The sequence below is a fragment of the Flectobacillus rivi genome (assembly GCF_030056655.1).
GTDB classification, from domain to species: Bacteria; Bacteroidota; Bacteroidia; order Cytophagales; family Spirosomataceae; genus Flectobacillus; species Flectobacillus rivi.
Map to the genome: position 1 here is coordinate 1 of NZ_JASHIE010000013.1, position 20,350 is coordinate 20,350.

General features: G+C 37.4%; 14 protein-coding genes. 6 read left to right on the plus strand and 8 right to left on the minus strand.

Going from position 1 to position 20,350, the window contains the following annotated elements; all coding sequences use genetic code 11:
* The first annotated feature begins 470 nt into the window (after positions 1–470).
* From QM481_RS17850 to QM481_RS17860, 3 genes are all read left to right on the plus strand, one after another.
* Positions 471–1,262, plus strand: coding sequence for a hypothetical protein (locus QM481_RS17850; RefSeq protein ID WP_283382720.1), 792 nt, complete (start codon positions 471–473; stop codon positions 1,260–1,262).
* A gap of 112 nt (positions 1,263–1,374) precedes the next feature.
* A complete protein-coding gene (locus QM481_RS17855) occupies positions 1,375–2,175 on the plus strand; it encodes a HipA family kinase (protein WP_283382721.1) in 801 nt (266 codons plus the stop codon).
* Positions 2,172–3,035: a DUF3037 domain-containing protein gene (locus tag QM481_RS17860; protein WP_283382722.1), complete on the plus strand. Its 864-nt coding sequence runs from the start codon at positions 2,172–2,174 to the stop codon at positions 3,033–3,035. Before QM481_RS17855 ends, QM481_RS17860 begins: the two co-directional genes overlap by 4 nt.
* Positions 3,036–3,075: 40 nt before the next feature.
* On the opposite strand, the gene QM481_RS17865 is transcribed toward QM481_RS17860, so the two are convergent.
* The 8 genes from QM481_RS17865 to QM481_RS17900 form a co-directional block, all read right to left on the minus strand.
* Positions 3,076–3,333 (minus strand): hypothetical protein, encoded by a 258-nt coding sequence (locus tag QM481_RS17865; RefSeq protein WP_283382723.1) that lies wholly within the window; start codon positions 3,331–3,333, stop codon positions 3,076–3,078.
* A 104-nt stretch (positions 3,334–3,437) separates the two neighbouring features.
* Positions 3,438–4,214 carry a GW dipeptide domain-containing protein gene (locus tag QM481_RS17870; RefSeq protein WP_283382724.1) on the minus strand — a complete coding sequence of 259 codons (777 nt, stop codon included), beginning with the start codon at positions 4,212–4,214 and terminating at the stop codon, positions 3,438–3,440.
* Between the two features lie 10 nt (positions 4,215–4,224).
* Complete coding sequence (locus QM481_RS17875; RefSeq protein ID WP_283382725.1) at positions 4,225–5,877, minus strand: hypothetical protein; 1,653 nt, start codon at positions 5,875–5,877, stop codon at positions 4,225–4,227.
* The gene (locus QM481_RS17880) at positions 5,831–9,484 is read right to left on the minus strand and encodes a hypothetical protein (protein WP_283382726.1); all 3,654 of its coding nucleotides are present in this window, start codon (positions 9,482–9,484) and stop codon (positions 5,831–5,833) included. Before QM481_RS17880 ends, QM481_RS17875 begins: the two co-directional genes overlap by 47 nt.
* 11 nt (positions 9,485–9,495) lie before the next feature.
* Positions 9,496–11,226 (minus strand): cytochrome c family protein, encoded by a 1,731-nt coding sequence (locus QM481_RS17885; protein ID WP_283382727.1) that lies wholly within the window; start codon positions 11,224–11,226, stop codon positions 9,496–9,498.
* Positions 11,227–11,450: 224 nt separating this feature from the next.
* Positions 11,451–12,767, minus strand: coding sequence for an NAD(P)-binding domain-containing protein (locus QM481_RS17890; RefSeq protein WP_283382728.1), 1,317 nt, complete (start codon positions 12,765–12,767; stop codon positions 11,451–11,453).
* Between the two features lie 9 nt (positions 12,768–12,776).
* On the minus strand, positions 12,777–13,616 hold the full coding sequence (locus tag QM481_RS17895; protein ID WP_283382729.1) for a hypothetical protein: 840 nt from the start codon (positions 13,614–13,616) through the stop codon (positions 12,777–12,779).
* A gap of 278 nt (positions 13,617–13,894) precedes the next feature.
* Complete coding sequence (locus tag QM481_RS17900) at positions 13,895–16,981, minus strand: cytochrome c biogenesis protein CcsA (protein WP_283382730.1); 3,087 nt, start codon at positions 16,979–16,981, stop codon at positions 13,895–13,897.
* 444 nt (positions 16,982–17,425) lie between these two features.
* On the opposite strand from QM481_RS17900, the gene QM481_RS17905 reads away from it, so the two are divergent.
* The 3 genes from QM481_RS17905 (at position 17,426) to QM481_RS17915 (ending at position 20,162) form a co-directional block, all read left to right on the plus strand.
* Positions 17,426–18,124 carry a response regulator transcription factor gene (locus QM481_RS17905; RefSeq protein ID WP_283382731.1) on the plus strand — a complete coding sequence of 233 codons (699 nt, stop codon included), beginning with the start codon at positions 17,426–17,428 and terminating at the stop codon, positions 18,122–18,124.
* Entirely contained in the window at positions 18,121–19,509 is a 1,389-nt protein-coding gene (locus QM481_RS17910; RefSeq protein WP_283382732.1) for a HAMP domain-containing sensor histidine kinase, read from the plus strand. The genes QM481_RS17905 and QM481_RS17910 overlap by 4 nt, the downstream gene beginning before the upstream one ends.
* A 203-nt stretch (positions 19,510–19,712) precedes the next feature.
* On the plus strand, positions 19,713–20,162 hold the full coding sequence (locus QM481_RS17915) for a putative universal stress family protein (protein WP_283382733.1): 450 nt from the start codon (positions 19,713–19,715) through the stop codon (positions 20,160–20,162).
* The last annotated feature ends 188 nt before the right edge of the window (positions 20,163–20,350 follow it).

Genomic DNA, 20,350 nt, shown 5'->3' on the forward strand with positions numbered 1-20,350 from the left:
TATCCAGATGTTTGAACACAATAAATTGATGCCAGAAATCGAAAAGCGTATGTTTTTTGAACATATCATTACTTCTGCACATGAGCTTGATGAATTAATCATGGAAATAAGTCAGAAGGCTTATTTAGCCAAAACAAAGTTTGAAGTGGAGTAGAGTTCGTATAAAAGACTAGGAAAACATGAGTCATTTCTAATTTAGTGATTTGAGACTGAGTGAGTGATTATTTTTAATATGAATTTCACTTGTAGAGACGCAAAGCATTGCGTCTTAAGTTGAGTCAACCATAGCATAGTAGCATCAAAAAAGCGGTCGAAAAACAATTTTCGACCGCTTTTTTGATAAATAATTTGACCATAAGTCTAATTCCAACATTCGGTAAGACGTATGTTTTATGAAATTTATTTCATAAAACCTTAAAAATAAGACAACTTTGTAGTGTTATTATCCAAATTACTATTATATAAACTGTATGAACATTAAGAGTAAACTTTCGCAAGGGTGTACTATGCCCTTACTATTTCTTCTGTTGCCCCACTTTTCATTTTCTCAAGTACAAGATAGCACACAGGTGAAACCTCAAAGTTTCTTTTCGGGCAATATCGTCGTTACTAACAATGGTATGTCATTGATTCCATCGTTTACTTTGGGCAAACCAGCATTGTTATTTGAATTATCGATTGGGAAAAATAAATTAAGTTTTGACCCTCTCATTCGATTTGCTTTGGATGGAAAACCTTGGAGTTTTGTGTTTTGGTGGAGATACAAAGTTCTGACAGAAGGTAAATTTAGGCTTCATATTGGAGCACACCCCGCTATCAACTTTCGGACAATTCCTGTGAGTATTAACAATGAAATAAGGGACATTCAGCAAGTTCGAAGATATTTAGCAACTGAAGTGGCGCCCTCTATTATGATTAATAAAAACTTTTCACTGGGCATGTATTATTTGTATTCTAGAGGACTAGAGGAAGATGCCACCAAAACCACCCATTTTGTCACAGTAAATGGCAGTATTTCTCAAATTAAAATCACGAAAGATGTCTTCCTAAAAGTAGCTCCACAGTTATTTTATTTAATGCTCGATAATGAAGACGGTTTTTTCTCCAACGCGACCCTTACTGTGACCAAATCAAATTGTCCATTTTCACTTTCGTCGGTTCTGAATAAAAGTATCACCTCCAATATTTCAAGCAGTAAAAGCTTTGTCTGGAATATTTCCTTATTGTATTCCTTTAATCAGAAGTATTTGAGAAGGGGGTAGAATATTAAATCATAACTCTGTTGTACTGGACATTTATGAACCCTTCTGATTAATGCTTTTGGAACAAAATTTTGTATATTTATTTTCAAATTTATAAAACGCACTTATCAGCTTGTTACCAATCTACGAAGCCATATCTTATGATAATCGAATCACAAAAGGGGGAAGAACACGCCCAATTATTGTGACAATTAAGAACGAAGAAGGAAAATTAAAGCAATTCGTTGTGAAGCTTTATAATAAAAGAGAAGTTCGTGAGAATCTAACGGTTGCTCGTGATGTCCTTACCGTTGCATTGGCTGATGAGTTTGATTTATTATCGCCATTTCCTGCTTATATTAGTTTTACAAATGCCTTTTTACAAACACTACCGAGTGAACTACAAGCCGAGATAAAAGAAAAAGAAGCTTATTTAAACTTTGGTTGTGAGTATATAGAAGGAGTAATAAATTTTGGAAAAAATATCGCTAAAAGCACCTTAGAGGGACTGACAGGTGTAGATACAGTATTTGCTTTTGATAATTTGGTCAGAAATTTTGATAGAAGATATAATGAAAAAACCAACTTGCTATTAGATAATCATGATATTTATTTGATTGACCACGAGTTTTGTTTAGAGATTGATTTAAACCATATTGAAGATGTAGAAACAATGAATTGGAACTACTATTACCAAAATCATGTGTTTTATCCCTTTTTATCAAGCCATAGTAAACAAACTATAGCAAACTATTTTTATGACTTCGAGGAATTATTGAAACGCTTGAACGTTAATAAGTTAAATTCGTATGTCAATCAATTAGAAGACCTTGATTTCCCTGTTCCTGATGTTGAAATATTAAAACGCTATTTAGAATATACAAAGAAAAATAGTTATAAATTTGTGACCCTTTTAAAAGGAATACTCCAATGAACAACAATATCTTCACATATAGCCTCTTACGATACGTGCATTCAGCTTCGTCAGGAGAAGCCTTGAATGTGGGTATTTTGTTCATTTTTCCAGAACAAAAGAAAGTCGTTTTTCATGCTCCTACTAAACTTTCAAGGCTATCGCATGCCTATCAAAACTTTTCAGAATGGCTTGTAAAAGCCCACTTAAAAGGCATTAAGCAAAAAGCCCAAGAGGTGAGTAAAGATTGGGTTTTATTTGCAGACGACTTATTAAGTGACCAACGAGCTTTTATTGCTCGTGAGTTTTTGTTGGAAGATGCCACTGCTTTACAGTTTAGCGAAATACGAGTAGGAGTATGCTATACAGAAAACATAGGAGAGTTAGCGCAATCCTACTATGATTTGTATTTTGGTGATTATGAAGAAATGATACCCAAAGAAAATCAACGTAATGAAAAGTATATTAGCCAAAAACTCTATAAAAGTATCATTGCTAAAAGTAAAGACGTTGAGCAATATTTGAAAAAAGATGTTGTAATTGAGTCGCCTGATTTGACACTCAAATTTGAATATGCTTGGCAAAACCACCAGCAACACTTAGTAAAACCTTTGTCTTTAGACTTAGCGACAGAAGAGGGTATTCAAGAAAAGGCTGCTCGTAATTATGGGTATTTGGCTCTAATGAATCAAACGGCTCAAGAACATAATTATACTTTTGACATTTTGATAAGTCGCCCGTCTGCAAAAAGCCTCTATCCTTCTTATGAGAAGGCATTACGAGTCTTAGAGTCTGTACCGACTTCAAAGAAAATTATCGAGGAAACCCAGATTGAACAATATTCTGATGAAATTGTTCAGCAGATTGTTCTGGTTAAATAGCAAAATAGCCCCAAGTATTGTCTCATACTTGGGGCTTACTTTACGCACTCAAACGATATAACCTTTGTAGGTTTTGAATCATGAGAACTTGTTTTTCATGGTGTGTTTGACCTGTGATATTTTCGAATAATTTTTCTGCAATCATCTCAATGATTCTGGTTGAGATGGCTTCTAGTTTTTGGAGTTCATCAAGACTGCATTCTTTCCCATGACGATTTATTTCTTGACGTTTTACCAAGTTTAAATAGTTTTCAAAAGCCCGAATGATAAGCTTTTCATTACTTTCAAGTGGTTGCATCTTATAGAGTGGTTAGGTATCGTATCTGTCAGTACAACATGATTATGGCTAATTAACTATAAGATGAAACTTGAAATGCAATGGTTGGGTAAAATTTGAAAAAATTACAAACTTCCGTTTTCTAAAATTATATCGTATTTATAACCTGCGCCAAAATCTTTATTCAATACCACTTTTCCTTTCATGGCAATAGTCGCCCCCATCGGAATATTTTCGGTCGTAGTAATGGTAATATCACATTTTTGTCCTTTGATACTTGTTCCATCTTGGATATGTACCCAATTGAGATTCATGATTCCATAATTTACCTTTACAACTTTACCTTGTACCAAAACCGTTTTACCGTTGTATTTTTGACTATTTGCCAATAAATCCTGCAAACGAATGGCATCTTTTACTGGAGCAACCTTTGTATTTGCCTCTGTTTCAATTGGCGGATGATTATGTGGCATTTCGCTGCCCATTGCACCACCTGGGTGTGAGGATGCGTCGATAATGTTGGAAACCAGCACAATTTTGTCGAAAGTTCTATGATGCTCTTGGCTTTCAAAATCGGTTTTGAGTAGACCTCCTTGGTACAGATAGGTATTGCCAACTTTAGGTTCAAATTTGACGGTAGCTATCCAAAACTCATTATTTTTTTCCTTTACCTTCATATAGGTATAGCGCTGAGCTTGAAGTATTTCGATAGCCACCACTTCGTGCATTTGATTATCGGTAGCGCTATTATTGCCAGAAGTTGGAGCTAAGGCGCTCGAACTATCAATGGCCTGTGCGGGAACGGGTTTGGTGGTATCTTCCTCAACTACTTTGGGCTTTGATTTACAGGCTACTGTAAGTGCAAGTACACAAATGATAAGGGTAGTGTTAGCGTATTTCATATTTATTCGTTTATTTCTTATTTCTAAATCTTTGTGAAAAGGTAACAAAATAGCGATGATACTTTTTATCTGGTTCAAAAGTACCCTCGTATGATAACATAATAGAGGTGCGCTTTTGAGTATAATAGCTAGTTGAAATGCCGAAGATATTTTGTTTGAGACTTGGTTGAAAATCACTAAAGAAAGTATAATCCACCTTTCTATATTCAAATTCAAGTGACACTTTGCTTTTGAGAATATCTTGGTTCAATCTAGCTGTTAAAATATTACCATCAAAATAATAGGTATTCATCATGTTATAATTAAAATTCAGGTTGGAGCCATTGCCAAGCAATTGCGCCATATTGAGCCCAATCACATAGTTTTTAGTCGGCTCAGGTCTGCTGGATTCAAAGCGATAAAATCCTGAAAAATTCCAACTCAGGTAATTCGACATATTATGATTGAGCTGCAATCGGTATCCTTGTCGAGTTTCTTGATTGATGAGTTGGTCAATAAACGTTCGATAGGTTTCATAATAAATCACATTTCTACGATTGTCGTAAGATGCTGTAATATTAAAACGCTTGAAAGGTCGGTATCTCAACGAAACGTATGTACTGGTCAGTTGTATATTATTGGTTTGTACATTATTGATGTTTTGATATAAATCTAGTTCTAAGGAATAAAACAGACTCATATTCTTAACAATCGTATTATTGTGTTGTAAGTACAAAAAGCGTCTATCTACCTTGGAGGCATTGCGTTGTTCGGCTATGGCAAAACTCGTTTGTACTTGTCCGTTATCACCCTGAAAATCATGAGCTACAAAAGCGCCATATTGCAATAAGGAAGGGTTAAAGCTATAATCAAAAAAATCAGGAGCAAAACCACCAAAGCCGCCGAATACCATTTTTTTGTATTTATGCTCTATTTGTAAACCATCAACTGCGCCCATATTAGAAATATAATTACTGATTTTTCGTCCGAGTGTCAGGTTGGTTTTGGCATTTAATTCATAATTCAACGAAAGTGCATAGACCTTAAAATCATCGGCGAAAGTCCCTGTATTAGCACTTGGTCCAAATCTTGGTCGATAGGTAATATAATTTTGAAAAGATACCTTACCTCCTTCGATATTGTTGATGTCGAAACTTAAGGTAGTTCTTATTTGGTTAAAATTATTTTCTCCTGACCCAATATTTCCATAGGATGAAACATAAAAACGTCCATCGAAAGTTTGCTTCCTAACTGCAACAGCGGGCACAGATTTGTTAGCTGATGTGTCTATCTGAACTGATATTTGGCTTTTTTCTAGCTTTGTATCAGTAGGCTTGGCACTCACTTTTAGAACATATCTTACGGGGGTATTCAATGCGATGGTACTTCCAAGGATACTTTGAGTGACGCATGATTTCGAGGAAATTGCTTTTACGAGTAACCCCTTTACCCATTGATTTTGAGTAAAAATTTCGAGCGTATCATTTACCCGCAATGATTGTGCATGATCAAAGCGTACGTAAATATTTTCAGAGTTGAAATACGTCACAACTCCCTCATTGTATGTGGTTTGTGCTTTTGATTCTAATACTGACAAAATCACAAAAAAGAGATAACATAAAAGCTTAAACACTTTCCTAACTACTACCTCTCGGATGGCATGCGTAACATGAGTTGTTATCATAGCTATAGCCTCTAACTTGTCGGTGGTCTTTGTCTGCATCTGTCTTTTTATGACAGTTCAAACAGTTGAAAATACTATAATTAGTAGGAGAGGTATGACAGTCGGTACAGGTATTCCATTTGCCTTTGTGCTTGCCACTATAAATCGGGAAATAAGACGCATCATGGTTCCAATTGGCTGGTTTCCAAGCATTCTGACCATGACAATCAGTGCAAGTTGTTGGAAATTGTGAGGCCGTATGACTTGGTGTTGCTCGGTTATAAGCGGAAGCATGGCAACTATAACAGCCATTATGGCTGTAATTTCCTCCAGCATGGCAAGCAGTACAGTTAGACGCCAAGGCGGCATGAGCCCCCACTAATGGATATTTTGAATTATGGTTAAAAGTACTTGGTCGCCAACTAGGATTGGTACTATGACATGATGCACAATCTCTAGAAAGGTTGATAGCTGAGTGATTAGGGCTAGCCGATGAGTTATAAGCACCGCTATGACATGAGTTACAGTCTGTAGGGGTATTTTTGAATCGACCATTCGGATGACAAGAGGCACAATTGGAAGCAATATTGGCATGCGCTCCCGTCAGCGGATAATAAACATTATGATTGAAAGTACTTGGTCGCCATCCTGGGTTCGTGCTATGACAACTTGCACAGTCCGTAGATATACCAGCCGCTTTGTGGTTGGGGTTTGTAGCGTTATTATAAGCAGTATTATGACAACCATTACAATCTTTTGGTGTATTTTTTACATCACTTTTATGACAAGCCGTACAATTATTGGCAACGCTAGCATGGGCTCCTGTCAACGGATAATATACTGCATGGTTAAAACTGGTCGGTCTCCAACCAGCATTAGTGGTATGACATGATGCACAATCTCTTGACAGATTGAGTGTTGTATGATTAGGGTTTGCTGAAGTTTGGTAATTAGCACTATGACAGCCGTTACAATCTTTTGGCGTATTTTTTACATCACCTTTATGACAAGCTGTACAATTATTGGCAACGCCAGCATGTGCTCCTGTTAATGGATAATATACTGCATGGTTGAAACTGGTCGGTCTCCAACCAGCATTAGTGGTATGACAACTTGCACAATCTCGTGATAGATTGAGAATTATATGATTCGGATTCGATGAGGTTTGGTAATTGGCGCTATGACAACCATTACAATCTTTAGGTGTGTTTTTTAGATCACCTTTATGACAAGCCGTACAATTATTGGCAATGGTTGAGTGCGCTCCTGTTAATGGATAATACACCGCATGGTTAAAACTGGTTGGTCTCCAACCAGCATTAGTGGTATGACATGATGCACAATCTCTTGATAGATTAAGGGTTGTATGATTCGGATTCGCTGAGGTTTGGTAATTAGCGCTATGACAACCATTACAGTCTTTCGGTGTGTTTTTCACATCACCTTTATGACAAGCTGTACAATTATTGGCAACGCTAGCATGCGCTCCCGTTAATGGATAATATACCGCATGGTTGAAACTGGTCGGTCTCCAACCAGCATTAGTGGTATGACAACTTGCACAATCTCTTGATAGATTGAGAGTTGTATGATTCGGATTCGCTGAGGTTTGGTAATTGGCGCTATGACAACCATTACAATCTTTAGGTGTGTTTTTTACATCGCTTTTATGACAAGCTGTACAGTTATTGGCAATAGTTGAGTGCGCTCCTGTTAATGGATAAACCGTATTATGGTTGAACGAACTTGGTCTCCAGCCTAGTTTGGTCGTATGACAAGAAGCACAGTCTTTCGACAAGTTCATACTCACATGATTAGGGTTGACAGCCGCTATATACTTAGCATTATGACAACTATTGCAATCTTTTGGGGTATTGGTGTAATTCCCGTTTTTATGACAATCCTTACAACTAATAGTAGCGTGAGCACCCGTAAGCGGATAAAAGGCATCATGTGCTTTAAAACTGGCAGGAGTCCAACCTGCATTGGTGGTATGACAGCTTGCACAATCGGTACTAAAACCAGCAGTTTTGTGATTAGGGCTTGTGGTTGTATTATAATTGGCATTATGACAACCATTACAATCTTTCGGGGTATTTTTTACGTCTCCCTTATGGCAAGAGGCACAATTGTTGGCAATAGCAGCGTGTGCACCTGTCAATGGATAAAAAGTACTATGATTGAAACTCGTTGGTTTCCAGCCACTTTTTGTCGTATGACAGGATGCACAATCTGTGGATAAATTAAGGGTATTATGGTTCGGGTTACTGGTTGATTTATAATTAGTATTATGGCATCCATTACAATCTTTTGGCGTATTTTTTACATCACCTTTATGACATGCTACGCAGTTGGTTTGGATACTGGCATGTGCACCCGTTAATGGATAATAAGTGCTATGATTAAAATTGGTTGGTCGCCAACCTACCGCAGTGGTATGACATGAAGCACAGTCAGTAGACAGGTTCATGGTTTTATGACTTGGGTTGACAGACGAATTGTAGTTGGTATTATGACAGCTATTGCAATCTTTTGGGGTGTTAGTATAAACGGCATTTTTATGACACTCGTTACAGCGTATATTTTTATGCCCACCCGTCAACGGATAAAAATTATCATGCTGAACAAATCGAGCTGGCAACCAACTAGGGTTAGTGGTATGACAACTTGCACAATCTGTAGAGAAACCTAAAGTTTGATGGTTGGGATTACTCGTTTTCTTGAAATCTGCTGAGTGGCAGCCATTACAATCATTAGGAGTATTGTTAAAATTCCCCCCTTTATGACAATCATAGCAATTATTGGCAATGCTAGCATGTGCGCCAGTTAGTGCAAAAATGCTATTATGTGTTACAAAACTAGCTGGTTTCCAAGTGGGTTTGGTCGTATGGCAAGACGCACAATCGTTTGAAAAATTAAGTTTGGTATGATTAGGATTACTCGTTTTAGAAAAATCAGCCTTGTGACATCCCGCACAGTCTTTGGGCGTATTATTAAAATTCCCACCAATATGACATTTTTGACAATCTTTGGCAATAGCAGCATGTGCGCCAGTCAAAGGATAAATACTGTTATGATCTGGGAAAAGGGCATTTTTCCAACTTGTCATGGTATTATGACACATATTACACTCAGTGGATAAATTGAGCTTGGTATGATTGGGGTTGGTAGTTTGTCTAAAATCTTTTCGGTGGCAATCAACACAAGCTAAACCTGTTGGTTTGAACTGAAGACTGGTTTCGGAAGTATGACATTTTTTACAATCAATCGTAGCATGTACTCCTGTGAGAGGAAAAGACGTTTGTTCGTGCAATTTAGTAATGTTGCCCACTAGCCAAGATTGAGTACTGTGACAACGGGCACAGTTGTTACCCACCGTTTGATTGTGGCGGTCGGTGTGACAAGAAGCACAATTTGAAGAGGCTTTTTTGAAAGTCAACGTTGTATGGCACGCCTTACAATTAATAGCCTGATGCTGGCCCGACAACGCAAAGCCTGTGGTGCTATGGTTGAATTTGCTTTTTTTAGCATCAAATTTCCATCCGCCTGAATTATGACATTTGGCACAATCCATCGTAAAGTTCTTTCCATGAGGCGATTGCGCAAGTACCGCAAGCCTTCCGAACATCAATAACAGAATTATAAATGACAATCTACGCATTGGTACTTTTGTATCTTAAAGAATTTAACTGAACGATTATTTACCGTAATGGTTTGTTCGTGGCATTTGTCACAGGAGACTCCCTGATGTTTACCATCTAGTTTGAAAGCAGTTCTATCATGGTTAAATAGTTTGCCGTCCCAAGTACTTGCACTGTGGCACCGTGCACAATCGGTAATGCTTTTTTGCTCAAACTGATTTCCATGAATATTGGCATGACAGCTAGCACATTGTTTGCTAAGTCCTTTGAATTTTTGTGCGGCAGGGTTCACACTTTTATCAAAATGACAGGAAGCACACTGAGCAGTGCTATGTCCTCCTTTGAGTTCGTAACCTGTAGTTTTATGGTCAAATTTTATTTTTTGCCAACTCTCTACTTGGTGACAAGCCTCACAGGATCTTTCACCGTAATATTTTTTATCTAAAAATCCTTGATGAATATCTTGATGACAGCTGCTACACTGGGTATTTATTTTGGCAAAAATCCATTTATTGTTTTGCAAATGACAAGCAAAGCAAGGTTGTGCCAAATGCGCTCCTTCGAGCTTGAAGGCGCCTTTATTGTGCATCTCAATATTGAATTTGGATGGACTAAAACCTTTTTCACTATGGCAGGTGGCACAATCTGGGTACTTTTCTTTCTTGTTGGCAAAATCTCCATTATGCTTGTCGATATGACAACTCATACAGGTATTGTGCTGAACGGGGTCGGTCAAGTCTGATTTATGGCATGATTTACAATCTATTGCTTGATGCTTTCCAACTAATGGATAGTTGGTTTTGTCGTGGTCAAATTTGCCTACGAAAGTTTTGTTTTTGAGTAAAAAAGAGTTCTGATTATGGCAAGATTTACAGTCATTTCCCAATTTCCCTTCATGAACATCTTTATGACAACTCACACAAGTAATGTTTTCTTTTTTAGAGAATTCTTGAAAATTACCCGATGCACTGTTCGAATTATCATGACATTTTTTACAAGAAATTTCATGATGTTTTCCCTCCAAAGCATATCCTGTTACGCTATGGTTGAATGCTCTTGTAGGAACAATTTTGTTAAATGAATCTTCGGTGTCGGTATGACAAGCTTCACAATTATTACCAAATCTGCCTTTGTGGGCATCTTTATGACAACTATTACAATTGTTAAAACTTAAACCCGAGTAGCGAACAAACTTCTGACTATTGCGAACTTCTGATTTATGACAAGATGCGCAATCCACTGATTTATGAGCACCCTTTAGCGCAAAATCAGCGGTATTGTGATTAAAAGCTGGCGCTTTTTTGAAACTATTAACATCATGGCAGGAAGTACACTCGGAGGATAGTGTTTTCTGGTGATAATCATCATGACAGCTCAAACATTTGGTGTCTAGTCCTAAAAAAGTTTCACGACGATTTTTGACCGAGGCATCCGTAATATTATCAGCTTTATGACATTCTTTGCAGTTAACAACTTTGGTTTTGTGTGCACCTTTCAACTCAAATCCTGTGAGATTATGATTGAAAGTTTTTTGGTCAAAACGCACCATATCAAAATTGGTCCCGTGGTGTTCACTGTGACAAACAATACATTCCTTGCCACGTACCGAAGCGCTTACATGGAAGCCCTTATTTTTTGTAATTCTGCTATTAATTTCCTTGTGGCAAGCCAGACATTTTTGATTGGCAACTTTATCTCCAATAGTATGACATTGCGTACAATTGGACATTCCTTCCAATTTAGCGTGCGCACTCGTCAATTTTCCTGGAGATAGTTGCCCGATGGATAGATAATGAAATAAAAACAAGAAACAACATAGTATTAGCCCAACAAAATGCCTTCCGTGAAAAGCTAATTTGTTGATTAACAATTGATAAAGGATTTCTTTGGAAAGAGAAAACCTTGAAGGTAATATGTTAAAATAAGGTATAATAGTGGTAAAAGTTTGTTTTGTTATGTATGCGATTTCATGACATGACCGAACCGCTTGGTTATTTCGATTCCTGTATTTTTCAGAAATTGCGTAGGCAATTCTCCCCCCGCAAAAATGAAAACTTGGTCATTAGCAATGCTTTCTTCAACTCCGTTTTTATCTAAAATAACTTCCTGATTTTGAATAGATTTTACTACCGATTCAAACTCTACCCGAAGGATTTTTCTTTCTATTGCCCTTTGAATATTGCTGAGATTTTTGGGTTTGAGTCTGTTAAAACTGGCGCTACGATACGACAGAATAACTCTATTTTGTTCTGCCAAAAGCAATGCGCTTTCAATAGCCGAATCCCCACCACCAACTACCAGAATATCTTTCTGCTGGATTAATTCGGGTTCGAGTAAACGATATGCTACTTTTTCTAATCCTTCACCTTCCACTTGTAACTTTCTTGGACTACCTCTTCGACCTATGGCTAACAAAACTCTGTGCGTTGAATAGCTTTCGCCATTGTTCGTAACAACTCGAAAATTATGTCCGTCCTTTTGAATCGCTTCTACTTTGGTATTCTCGATGATTGACACTTGATTTTTCTCTAACACCGTATGCCAAAGTGTAAGCAATTCACTTTTGCTAGTTTCTGACAATTTGACTTTACCATGCCCAGGCAAATCCATAGCCGAAGTCATCACCACTTTTGCTCTAGGAAAGTTGAATACCGTACCTCCAAGCGAATCTTGCTCAAGCGTCAATGCTTTGAGATTCATTTGCTTGGCCTGCAAACTTGCCGATATTCCCGCTGGACCAGCGCCAATAATGACCAAATCATATTCGGCACCATGATTAGCTTGAATACCTTTGGCCATAAACTCTGTGGCTTGTTTGCCTTGTTCAACGCTATTTTTGATAAGCCCCATGCCACCTAGCTCTCCTGCAATAAAGATTCCTTTGACATTGGTTTCAAAACTTTGAGAAACATGTGGTAACTCTACACCACGTTTTTCAGTACCAATTTTTAAAGAAATCGCCTCAACTGGGCAAGCATGAAAGCAAGCACCATGACCAATACAGCTCGAAGCGTTGACCAATTGAGCACGTCCATTGACAATACCCAAAATATCTTTTTCGGGACAAGCCGTTACGCAAGCACCGCTTCCAATACAGGCGTTCGGGTCGATAAACGGATAAAGCGATACAGGCTCATGCACACCATCGATTTTGGCTTGCTGAATTTTGGCTTGTACCTTTTTTCCTTTTCTAGATTGTACCCATAAATAGCCCCCAAAAATGAGTGCACAGAAGGCAAACACGCCTCCATACACGATAACTTCCTCCATATTCATAGCCTAAAAAATCCATTTATAGCCAAACATAATCGTTACTCCAACGTGTATCACCATGATTACAAGCATGATAATCGCAAAAGGCAAGTGTATGATATGCCAGTAATGAAAGAGTTTTTGCATGAGTGCTAATCTCTCAATTTTGCGGCTCATCCCTAATTCAAACTGGACTAATTGAGCTATTTTCGTAATCTGATTTTTGTTTAAACCATTGACTTTTAGCTGATTTTTTAATTGGCTTAGATAGATTAAATCGGTAAAATATTGAAGAAATAAATTGGATTTTCGCTCAGAAGATACTCCCAAAATTTCATTCAAATCAACTCCTTTTACTCCTTCTTTTAATTGTTCAATGGTTTCGTTTTGTAAAGCTTTGATTTCGTGAAGAGACAGTTCTCGTCCTTGAATAGTGCGGGGTATTTGCAGGTAAATGAATCGTCCTGCTACACCACTAGCCACCACTGCTACCATACTCCAAAAACTAACAGACACAATGCCGCCAAATTTGAATGAAGTATGAAACAAAATCATAACAGGCCCGAGGGTACATAAGAAGATATGAAATTCTAGCCAATGTTTGAGCACCCAAACCTTGGAAAGTACTTTCATGTATTTGCGTGCTTGGTAGCCAAAAACACCTATTAAAATCAGAAGCGTTCCTACAATTCCGAGTGTATGTCCCATGATGCCACTGGGCTTAAATGCCTTGTGATCAGGGTGATAAAATCGTTCTTCTAAGGAAGTTTGATAATAGGATTTTCCTACCAAACTCAAATAAATAGTTGTTAGGAGGACAATGAAAACCATTGTCCCAATATAAATTCTGTGTGCTGTTCTAGACATTTTCTAATTTAGTTAGGTACGAAAAGTCTATTAAGTACAATGACTCAAGGGTTTTATGTATAAATTTTTAAACGGACTACACTGCTTGAAATCAGGTACTTAAATAATGGCATTGAGCTTTTGGCTATAGGCATTAGGCTAATAGTCAAAAGTATTGTTCATGAAATAATATAAGCTTTTGCCTAAAGCGAATGAATGCAATTTTATTTTGCCATTCATTCTTAAGTAATGTATTCTTATTTGTTCAATCACATCATGGCGAGATATGATTTTAACATTTATTTACTAAATAATTTTTTGTACTTGATAAATGAAAATATGCTTAAAAGGGTCAGTACTATCACTGTGTAATAGACTGAAGGAGGGATAGGGACAGGGTCACCTGCCGCATAGGAATGAAGGCCAGACAAATAGTAGTTAACACCCAAATACGTCATAATTACCGTGCCAAAACCAAACAAAGCCGCAAAATTAAAGGCATATAAACTCTGTAATTTTGGAATAAAGCGCATGTGCAAGATGAATGAGTACACCAAAATGGTAACGAGTGCCCAAGTTTCTTTAGCATCCCAGCCCCAATAGCGTCCCCACGATTCGTTGGCCCATACACCTCCCAAATAAGTTCCTATGCTAATCATGGCTAATCCACTCAGCAAAATAATTTCGCTGATAACGGTTAATTCTTTGATGGTTTTGAGGATATTTTCTTTATTATTTGAGTTGGCAAAAATCATTAATAACAAATTGAGCATTCCTACTACAGCACCCAATAACAAGAATCCATAGCTTCCTGCTTCGAGTGATACGTGGATGGTCAACCAATAGGATTTAAGAACAGGTACCAATGGTGTAATTTCAGGGTCGAGCCAGCTCATGCTTGCTACCAACAAGATAGTTGCAGCCAAAGTGGTTGTGGCGGCCAATCCTCCCAATGATTTTCTGGAAAATAAAATACCTGCCAAAGTCGTAGTCCAACCAATATAAATCATAGATTCGTACCCATTACTCCAAGGCGCTCGTCCAGAGATATACCAGCGTAAACCAAGTCCTAAAGTATGAAAAAATAACCCAACAAATACAATCCAAAAAGAAACAGAAGTGATTTTGGCTTGAATTTTAACTTTTTTTACGGTTACAAATAAAAAGGTAAAGGTTAGAACCAAACTTAGAATTCCGTAGAAATTTCGAAGTCGGTTAAAAACATCTAGTTTATTCAGAAATAATTCGGATTCGAGCTTGGTTTCAGAAGGAACCAAGTCGCCACCATTGATGGTTTGGTATGCTCTTATTTTTGCTAGAACTCCCGTTGCTTGACTAAAATCTTGGTGATTTACGCCTTCATTTAATGCTTGAAAATACGCTGTCAACAACTGCTGAGCATCCGAATTGCTAGTATTGGCTACTTGGTGATTGTGCATAACATCGGGCAGCGATAACCAAGTATTGGTGCTATCTTGTTTTTGAGGAAAAATACGAATCAATGTGCCAGAAAAAATCATATTCATGATATTCACTCGCTCATCAAGTTTGATGATTCCTTTTTCAAAAGTACCTTGATCTTTTGGCATCATCGCTTGTGCGCTACGCACGGCATCTTCCAAAAGGTATTTTCCATCACTCGAAAAGCATGATACATAACTTATGGTGCTAGCGTCTGTTTTCAAAATTTTCTTGATTTCTGGATGGTCTGGTACTTGAATGAGTGCTTCTTTTTCCCATTGTGCAGGGAAAAGAAGCATCGACAAAAGTACTTGGTCAGAACTCAAATCGCCAATCGTGGATTTTTTAGCAACTTTTCTTAAAATCTCTCCACTGTGCGTATTCATCGGTTTGATACGACCATTGAAATCTTGGACAAATAATTTTCCAAATTCTGCGGCATGATCGGCGGGAATTGGCGAAGTAGCATCGGCATAAACTGCTCCAATTGAACTCAGCGAAAGCAAGCAGAATATGATGATAGATTTTTGGTATTCTTGAAGCTTTTTAATCAATTGCGTAAAACGGCTATTCTTCACAAAGAAGGTCATCACCATTCCAATTGTTAGCAAGAAATAACCCAAGTAAGAGAATAGCGTGCCCCAATAATCGTGGTTTACGCTTAGATAAGTTCCTAACTCGTCATTATCATACGAAGATTGGAAAAAACGATAGCCGTCATAATCCAAAATATGATTCATGTAAATTCTGGTGTCTTGATTCACATTGTTAGCTTGGTCGATAAGCTTTACTTCACTAGCATACGAAGAAGGGTTTTCGGTGCCTGGGTATTTTTCTAGCTCAAAATCTTTACACAATAACGAAAAGGGAAGTACTTCCTGTTTTGAGCCGTAACTAATTGATACATTGGTGTTTCCAAATGTCAAAACCTGTGGTTCACCGTTTTCACCCTTACGACCAGTTACCATTACTCTTTGAGCTTGTCCGTTGACTTTGACGGTCATATTTAGCCCAACCATGCTTTCGTTTTTGATTTTTTTCGAAGAAGATTCAATAGAAACGATACCTTTTGAGACAAAATCTCCAATCACAAAATTGCTTCGGCCCACACTATACAAGGAGCGCAAACGTAAAGGATATTTCCCGCCAGCTTGTAGGGTATCTTGCTTTTGGGTTGCCATAACAGTTTGACTTACTGTTTGATTAACAGAAAAAGATAATGTATCTGCTTCTAAGAAAACATTAAAGGCATTTGGTAAAACCTGATTGGTGAAATTGAAATCAACGCCATTGATTTGCATTTGCTCACCTTGTTTTACAAAATATTCCTCACGACCGCCTGCACCAGCTACCACTACTTTTATCATGGCTTTACCGTTGGGACTATCTATAGCTTTTTGAACAGGATTTGGAATAAATTTATCAAGATTAACTTCTACCAAATTACTTCCAATTTGATAAGAACTACTAAAAGAATTATTTCCTAAAGAAGAGAAAAAGACAGGCTCGTCAAAAGAATATGGTTTGTCATTTTGTTGAACTTTAAAAATCAAGAACGTTTCGGCAGACAAATAGGTATTCGAAGTTTGTCCTTCACGAATATGCATCATGCCCTCCGTACCAAAATAACGAGTAATACCAGCCCCAATCAAAATCACAATAATGGCCAAGTGAAAAGTAAGCGAGCCCCATTTTTTGAGCTGTATCAGCCTGTAGCGCTGAATGTTGGCAAGAATAGAAGCACTGAACAAGAATAACAAAATTTCAAACCAAAGACTTCTGTAAATAAGTGCTTGAGCAGAACTTGTTCCAAAATCATTTTCTATAAAAGTACCCACACCAATGGCAATCGCAAAAAGTAATAGATATGCACCAGCAGCTCTAGTAGAAGTAAGTGTGTTAAAAATATTTCTAATAATGTTCATTGTAGTTAGGATGTGCTAAAATCTTGACAGCTTTTTTATCATAATTATTTTGTAAATGTACTTAGCGTCTTTGATTTTATCTACAAATTCTGATGAATTCTAATTTCTTTCTATACAACCAATTTGCGAATGAGCCATCGTTATCACAAGTCACAAACCAATACTTTATACCTAGATGGAATAGCGAATAAAATGGTTGGGTGATAGTGTAAGTTTTTTTGAAAAAATTATTGGTTCAAGACTTAGTTCCAGATCTAGCTGTTTAAAACAGCTGATAAACTGATGATGTAGCGCATCTCCAGCAAGCATAATTGAAGACTATTTGCTTTGCGTTTGCATAAACTTATCTTTGTGCTTTGGTATATTTAGGGTTTTAGCTAGAAAAACGGAGAACTAATAGCTACGAACATTTAGTGCCAAACACCACATACAAAAACAAAAATTATGAAACGTATTTTGCTGATTGAAGACGAAATCAGCGTTGTTACATTTATTAAAAAAGGGCTTACAGAAGAAGGATATGAAGTTTCGGTTTCGCTCACTGGCGAAGTAGGATTTCAGATGGCATCATCGTTTCAGTACGATTTGATTATTCTTGACATTATGTTGCCTGACAAAAATGGCTTGGAAGTATGTAAATCCATTCGTCAAAATAATGTAAAAACGCCTATACTTTTTCTGACTGCGCTAGGAACAACCGAGAATGTTGTTATTGGGCTCAATGCAGGAGCAGATGATTATTTGGTAAAACCTTTTAAGTTTATAGAACTTCACGCGCGTATCAATGCCCTGATTCGTCGCAACGAACAAAGTGGCTCTGATGATTCGCAAGCGCCTCAACATATCTATCAAATCGACGATTTGGTAATTAATGATGACTCGAAAGTGGTGACTCGAAATAACGAAAATATTACGCTCACCGCTACTGAGTATCGATTGTTATTGGCGCTAATACGTAACCGAGGAAAAGTGCTATCTCGCTTAGATTTATTGGAAAGTGCATGGGACATAAACTTCGATTTGGGGACAAATCTGGTGGATGTCTATATCAATTATTTAAGGAAAAAGATTGATGCTCAGTCACCAAATAAGCTTATTCATACTGTTGTAGGAATGGGATATGTTCTAAAAATCAAGTCATGAAAACACGTACCAAAATGGCGAGCATCTTCTTTACAAGTTGCTTGCTTATCATCTTATTGTTGGGGACTGCGGTGTACTATTCTTTTGACAAATATTCCCATGTTGATTTTGATAAACGTGTACAAACCCGTGCGATTATTGCCAGTAAATATTATTTAGAAAAGGATACCAACAAGTCGGAGGCTTATAAAATGATTCGAGAGCAGTTTTTTGAAAAACTGCACAAAGAAAAGGAAATGGTAATGCAGCTAGAGTCCAATAAAAGTTTTGACTTTTATGCTTCAAAATACCATTTGCCTGAAGAGCTATTAATTCAGATAAATGTAAAAGGAAAAGCTACGTTAAGGGACGGCGATGTGGTGTACTCTGGTCTAAAATATAGCCAAGGTGATAAAACTTCTATCGTTGTAGTTTCTGCCGAAAATTATTTTACTGCACACCATTTGGCATATTTACGAAATGTATTGTTGATAGCCATCGGATTAGGTACGTTGCTGACACTCTATGTGTCCATTTATTTTTCAACACACATTTTTGACCCAGTAAAAAAAATCACTGACAAAGTTCGCCAAATAAGTACCGATAATATTCATTTGCGACTCGAAGAACCTACCAATAACCATGAAATTGGGGAGTTGGCTAGTACTTTTAACCAGTTACTCGATAGATTGGAAACAGCTTTTGAAATCCAAAAAAACTTTATCAGTAATGCTTCACATGAGTTAGGAACGCCCCTAACAGTTATTATTGGCGAGGCTGATTTAGCTTTAAGAAAGGAGCGTTCATCTGAAGTTTATCAAGAAGCAATACAAAATATTTTAGCGCAAGCCGAGCGTTTAGACCATATCACCAAATCGTTATTGTTTTTGGCACAAAGCGGTTATCAGGGCGATAAACCAACTCGTGAAATCGTTCGTACCGATCAATTGTTGTGGGATGTCAAAGAAACATTTGATAAACTTTCGCCCAAAAATCATATTATCGTTGACCTAAACGAAGTCCCTGAAGACCCTAAAAGGCTGAAAATCATGGGTAATAGGCAATTATTATTGGTGGCATTTTCCAACATTATTGGAAACGCCTGCAAATATTCCCATTACAAGCCCGTAACGATTTCTATCAAAGCCACTGATTCGGAGGTGATTATGGTGATAAAAGACCAAGGCATAGGTATTCCTGAAGAAGAAATTTCTCAGATTTTTAACCCTTTCTTCCGAGCTTCAAATACCCAACTTTTTGAAGGATATGGCATTGGTTTACCACTCTCCAAAAACGTTATCAAAATGCATAATGGACAAATAAAGGTCGATTCTCAGGTGGGTGTTGGGACTACGTTTACGATTCGTTTTCCCCATATTTTAGCTAAAAAGACGATAAGTGTTTGATTATGTAAGCATTCAGCTCTGGGCATTCAGCGGTCAGCAAAAAAATGTGTCTTTTGCCGAACGCCCAAAGCTGACCGCTGAATGCCTACTAATCAAACATCCGAAATCCACAATCATCCACGTTTCTTTAATCCCTTTCTAATACGACTCTTAACTAGCACTAATACCTTTTGAGGAAGTTTGCATAAACAATCTTGAAGTTTATGCAAAAACATATCAGACTCCTTATTCCTGTAGATTTTACCAATGCTACTCTTCAGACCATTGAGTGGGCGCTATCGGTTTTTGATGAAAATCCTGTAGAAATAGTCTTATTATTGGCTCGTGAAATGGAATATTCGATAACGGAAATGATTTTGTATAGACCCAAGCCCTTCCTTGACGAAGTATTTACGACCGATTTCAAAGCTTCTATTTCTGAGCTTCGTCAAACTTACACGAAGACCTTGGCTAAAATTCATGTAGAAGTATTTCACGGAAACACCGTGCAAGCCATGAAGAATTTTCTGGAAATATATACGATTAATTGTATTTGTTTACCACCTACAGGCTTGTATAAACCCGTAAAAGATAGTTTTGACCCTAGAAAATTGCTGCAGAAGTCGAATATATCGGTTATCGAAATGCCATTATATGCATCTGTAGCGGTCTGAAATATGAGTATTGCAGACTTTGTTGGAGTTGTCTCCAACAACTGTGCGCCAGCCACAAACTAACTAATTTATGCCCTCATTACTTGGCTTGTTGCTAATACGAGACTTGTTGGAAAAACTCCAACGAGTACGGCATAATTATTGACAGAAATTCGAAGGTTCACCTGTTAAATCATAACCAAACATAG